This is a genomic window from Moraxella lacunata (genome assembly GCF_002027545.1).
GTDB lineage: Bacteria > Pseudomonadota > Gammaproteobacteria > Pseudomonadales > Moraxellaceae > Moraxella > Moraxella lacunata.
Genome location: NZ_MXAN01000080.1, coordinates 11,562 through 17,227, shown reverse-complemented (window position 1 = coordinate 17,227; position 5,666 = coordinate 11,562). Strand labels below are relative to the sequence as shown.

Below are 5,666 nucleotides of genomic sequence, written 5' to 3'. Positions count from 1 at the left end.
ATTTGGGGGTCGGTTCATTATCCATCGATTTTTATCATGAGTGCAACGCCAAATATTGAGCGGTCTCATCAGAGAACTAAGCCCACTTATAAAAAACGCGTCATTTTAGTGCTGTGCGTGTTGGCACTTCTGCCCCTTGCCGAGAAAACCATGTCCACGGCACAGGCAGGGGTTTTTGACTCATTGCTAAAAATCCTACTGCCCTTTTATGATGATGACAGCAGTCTTGGCAACGACATCCCGCCCCAAGACAGCGATGAAGACACGCCACAGACGACAGAGCCTGCCTTTGTACCTGTCACCCCATCTACACCCGATGAGCATGGCGAGCCTGACCTGGGCGAGCATGGCGAGTACATCGATGACGGCACTGATAATTATCCACCCAATGCCGACACCGCAGACATCCCCGACATCATCTTTGATGACACCCTAAACACCCATGACAGCACGCCCATGCTTGGCTATCCTGATTTATACGCCCTGCTGTCGGCTGAGTTTGGCGTGGACAGGGGGCAGATTGGTGAATCTTTGACCATCTATAAAGCTGAGAGCTTTACCGCCAATGCCACAGCCGTCTTTGAGCGTGCGTTGGCGTTGTCCATTGAGTACGAAACCCCCAAACAATCGCTTGCCTTTGCTCGGGCGTGGCAACGACAAAACCCTGAACACATCCCTGCATGGTTCTATGCCGCCCATCTTGCCCTAAAAGCAGGCGACTACCATGAAGCAAACACCATGTTGGCGATGATTTTGGATTATGATGAAAAGGCGGATTTGACGGGGATTTTGACAGGGATTTTTCCACAAAACCCCGATGAACAAAGACAGCTTTTTACCGCCTTACAAAATATGGAAGATGACAATCCATCGCTGTCGGTACTAAGAGCAGGTCTGCTACTACGCCTAAAAGACTATACTCCTGCCTTGGTTCACGTCAATAAAGCTCTAAAAGATGAACCTGACAATCTTGCTTTTATCACCCTAAAAATAGACATTTTAAAAGAAAGCGGTCAAGAATCCGCCATGTGGGCATTTATCCGCCAAAAAGTTAAGCAATTACCCACCATCAAAGAACTGCATTTATATGAGATTCGTCATGAGATAGACATGGGTCAGCTTGGACAAGCGTGGGATTTATTGCAAGTGGCAAACCGCCAAACCAAAGACCCTGATGTCGCCCTACTGACTGCCTTGGTTGGTCTAGACATTGGCAAATACGAGAACGCTCGCACAATTTTAACCTCTTTGCTTGACATTCCCGCTTTTAATAGCCGTGCCAATTACTACCTTGCTATCAGTTATGAACGTTCGGACAATCTTAGCCTTGCCAAAGAACATTATGAAAAAGTCAAAGACTACGAGCATGTGCTAGACGCTCGCACCAAAGTGGTCGGCTATTATCTTGCCAAAGATGACGTGGACAAAGCGATTGCCACTTTGGTGCGACTGCGTGATGACTTTGAGATTTATGCCATTGACAGCTATTTGCTCCATGCTGAGATTTTATTGCGTCAAGACAAAAAGACCGAAGCCCAAAACCTACTCACCGTCGCCAATCGTGAATATCCCGATGATGACCGCCTGCTCTTTGCCAATTTTCAGCTTTTGCAAAATGAGCTTAGCGATGATGACAAACGCTTTGCCATCGATAAGCTCTTGGAGCTTGACCGCATGAACCCTGCATATCGCTTGGCTGACATCAAACTTCGCCTAAGCCAAAACCCAAATGACCTCTTAGCACTTGATGAAGCATTGGATATTACCCAAATCAAATCAGATGACCCCAATTATGACCCACAGTTACAGCTTGAAGCACTTATTGTACTTGGCAATCACGCTCTATCACAGGGCAATTATCAGACGGTGCTAGACTATTTGGAAGTGCCTTATGAAGTCGCCCCCAATCTAAATGCAGGCATTACCCTGCTGCGTGCCTATCAAGGGCTTGGTGAATCTGACAAGGTCAATCACCTGCTCGCTGACCTACAAAACCGATTTGCCTTTGGACAAAATCGCACAGGGCAGGAAATGCAGGAGTATTAGAGTTTGGGAAATGATTTTTGAGATTGTTAATTGATTTGTAAGGGCAACTTGCAATTTGCTCCATGTAAAATTAATTTTTGGACAAATAATTCACCCCACACATCCAAATTTTAATATGTATTTTTATTTGGCAATGTCTTATTTAAATTAACTTTTAAACAACTGTTAAACAACTTTAAAAAATCTTTTTAACCATCATTCTTCATTAATTCCTTACTCATCATTATTTACCATTTAATCATCAGGACACCCATGAAATTTACCCACCCCCTTATTCTTGCCCTAGTCGCCACAGGCTCGCTTACCGCTTGCCAAACCCTACCCAAGACCGCCCCTGTCATCAACGAGCAGACTTATGATGATGTCCTACGCTTTGCCATCACCGGTAAAATCGGCATCACCACAAACACCGCCAACGGCAAACAGGCAGGCAGTGCTTTTTATAACTGGGGACAAGAAGATGAACGCTTTGCCATTGACCTAACAGGGGCGTTTGGCATGGGGGCGACCCAAATCCGCTATGACGGACAGCAAGCCACACTCACCAACGACAAAGGCGAGATACAGGCAGACAGCCCCGAAGCACTGCTCCAAAAAGCCACAGGCTGGCACGCCCCCATCAGTCATCTGCCCCACTGGATTGTCGGCAAAACCGCCCAAGGCGACACCGACAGTCAGCAGGACGAACAAGGCAGACTCACCCAAAGCACCAATGATGACTGGACAGCCAGTTTTGAATACCCCAAAAACAGCCCACGCCCCAGCCGTCTTGTCATCAATCACACCGACGGACACCGTGTGGTGATGACCATTGTTTATCCGAATTGATATCATGAGCCAGCTTACTTTATTCTCGCCTGCCAAACTAAACTTGTTTTTGCACATCACTGGCAGGGCGAACAACGGTTATCATCATCTGCAAAGCGTTTTTACCGCCATCGATTTTGGCGACACACTCTCTTTTCGCACGTCCACGAGCCAAAAGCTTGTGACCTTGATAGGGGCAGATGAGCTGACCGACGACATCAATGACAACCTTATCGTCAAGGCGGTCGAGACCCTAGCCAAACGCTATCCTGCTTATGCCTCATCCGTCCAAATCATCCTAGAAAAGCACATCCCCACAGGGGCAGGACTGGGTGGGGGCTCGTCTAACTGTGCGACCACGCTCATCGCCATCAACGAGCTGTGGGGACTTCGGCTCTCTGCCGATGAGCTTATCAAGATTGGGGCGAGCCTTGGGGCAGATGTGCCGTTTTTTATCTTTGCCCATTTTCACAAAACCTCCGCCATCGCCACAGGCATTGGCGAGATACTGACCGCCATTGACTTACCCGACTGTGGCTATCTGGTGCTATTGCCTGATGAACACATCAGCACCGCCACACTGTTTGGTTGTGATGAGCTCAAACGGGACTGCCCTGTGTACAGCCATCACGCCCTATCGGGTGCCAACTTCTTTGGCGATAATGCCCTGTTTACCAACGTCTTTACCCCGCTGGTACTGGCACGCTCTGCCAAAGTTGCCCATGCCTTTGGTTATCTGAGCAACCTAGAACATCAGTTTGGTAGCAAAACACGCATGAGTGGCACAGGCTCAGCGGTGTTTTTGCCCATTCCTTATGAACTCAATGACACCGCCATCAACCGCTTGATAGACAACGCCCCCTGCCCTGCACTCTTTGCTCGGGGACTTTACTAAATGGGCATTTTAAATTTATAAATTTCAAATACTTAGCAATTTATTTTAAAATTTTAAAAATTAGCCCTTGCATAATTTTAATTTTTCGGTATAATTGTCCGCCTATATAGGGGCGTCGCCAAGTTGGTAAGGCATCAGGTTTTAATCCTGACATCCGTTGGTTCGAGTCCAGCCGCCTCTGCCATTTTTTGTAAATTTTTAAAAAATTTATCACACTTTATAGGGGCGTCGCCAAGTTGGTAAGGCATCAGGTTTTGATCCTGACATCCGTTGGTTCGAGTCCAGCCGCCTCTGCCATCTTCTTTTGGTTGAGAAGAGTAAAGAAGCCAGTTGAAAGACTGGTTTTTTTACGTTTGTTGTTTATGCAGTGGCATTTTACCACGCTTGAGTCTTTGCAATGATGGCAAAAAATGGTAAAATAATCTTGCTAACCCCACTGTCCCAACCATAGGATTTTTTCATGTCATATATGGCCGTCTTTTCAGGAAGTGCCAATCCTGAACTTGCCCAAACCGTCGCCAACCATCTTCACATTCCCCTAAGTAAGTCTGACATTACCCGCTTCTCTGATGGCGAGATTGCCGTTGAGATTAAAGAGAATGTACGCGGTAAAGATGTTTTTATTCTCCAACCGACCTGTGCCCCGACCAACGACCATCTGATGGAAGTGGTGCTACTGGCGGACGCTCTTCGCCGTTCTAGTGCAGGACGTATCACTGCCGTTATTCCTTATTTTGGCTATGCCCGCCAAGACCGCCGCCCCCGTTCGGCTCGTGTGCCTATCTCGGCTCGTGTGGTGGCGGACATGCTATCCATCGCTGGCATTGACCGTGTGATGGTGGTGGATTTGCACGCTGACCAAATCCAAGGCTTCTTTGACGTACCCGTGGACAACCTATACGCCACGCCTGTACTACTTAGCGACCTAAAACAAAAAAATTATGAGAACATCATGGTGGTCTCCCCCGATGTCGGTGGCGTGGTGCGAGCCAGAGCCGTCGCCAAATCACTGGGCGATGTAGACCTTGCCATCATCGACAAACGCCGTGCCAAAGCCAATAAATCCGAAGTCATGCACATCATCGGCGACGTATCAGGGCGTGACTGCATCATCGTCGATGACATCGTGGATACCGCAGGCACACTGTGCAAAGCCGCCCAAGCCCTAAAAGACAAAGGGGCAAAACGTGTGGTCGGCTACATCACGCACCCTGTACTCTCGGGCAAGGCACTAGACAACATCACAAACTCCGCCCTAGATGAGATTGTGGTTACTGACACCATTCCTTTGACCGATGAAGCCAAAGCCTGCTCAAAAATCCGTCAAGTGACCATCGCATCAATGATTGCTGAGAGCCTGCGTCGTATCAACAACGAAGAGTCTATCAGTGCGATGTTTGAGTATTAATTAACATCAATGACTTCATTCTCAACTTAAAATGGCAACTCGTTGATTGTTTAATAACTATTTTTGGAGTTGTAGGGGCAAATTGTAATTTTCCCTTGATGAATCAATCACTGATATAAAGTCGAGAATGGGGCATCTATCAAAGCCTTATGGGCAGGCGTGATGACTTTATCCATCAAGCCTGCCCTTTTTGTATTTTCAAAAATAGGAAAATCACACGTTTTTAAAAAGCTGTTAGCCTGTCATCAAATGGGCTATTATGGAATATACACTCTACAAAATGAAAAAGTGCCACGGTTTCCGTAGGGCGTGCCTGCCATTGATAACATTTTTATAAAGAAATGAAAATCCAACACTTTCATCAATTTTTGCATAAAAATGGCTACCCGACCACGTAATCGGGTAAATTTTTAAGATTTTAACTTAATTTTTAAAATTAAGTGGTTGGATTGTTTTTCATAATAGACTTCTTTCCAAACCCCGATTTTTGTGGATTTTTAAAAACCTCAA

The 5,666-nt window shown here is 46.6% G+C and carries 4 protein-coding genes and 1 tRNA gene; all 5 read left to right on the top strand.

What is annotated here, in order from left to right; translation table 11 throughout:
• The first annotated feature begins 36 nt into the window (after positions 1 to 36).
• The 5 genes from B5J94_RS10690 to B5J94_RS10670 all read left to right on the top strand — a co-directional run bounded on the left by B5J94_RS10690 (position 37) and on the right by B5J94_RS10670 (position 5,156).
• Positions 37 to 2,046, top strand: coding sequence for a tetratricopeptide repeat protein (locus tag B5J94_RS10690; protein ID WP_079364131.1), 2,010 nt, complete (start codon positions 37 to 39; stop codon positions 2,044 to 2,046).
• A 252-nt stretch (positions 2,047 to 2,298) separates the two neighbouring features.
• A complete protein-coding gene (gene lolB / locus B5J94_RS10685) occupies positions 2,299 to 2,874 on the top strand; it encodes a lipoprotein insertase outer membrane protein LolB (protein ID WP_062500886.1) in 576 nt (191 codons plus the stop codon).
• A 4-nt stretch (positions 2,875 to 2,878) separates the two neighbouring features.
• Positions 2,879 to 3,748 (top strand): 4-(cytidine 5'-diphospho)-2-C-methyl-D-erythritol kinase, encoded by an 870-nt coding sequence (ispE, locus tag B5J94_RS10680; RefSeq protein WP_062500888.1) that lies wholly within the window; start codon positions 2,879 to 2,881, stop codon positions 3,746 to 3,748.
• Positions 3,749 to 3,969: 221 nt separating this feature from the next.
• Positions 3,970 to 4,045, top strand: a tRNA-Gln gene (locus tag B5J94_RS10675).
• Positions 4,046 to 4,208: 163 nt separating this feature from the next.
• On the top strand, positions 4,209 to 5,156 hold the full coding sequence (locus B5J94_RS10670; RefSeq protein WP_062500889.1) for a ribose-phosphate pyrophosphokinase: 948 nt from the start codon (positions 4,209 to 4,211) through the stop codon (positions 5,154 to 5,156).
• Positions 5,157 to 5,666 lie beyond the last annotated feature (510 nt).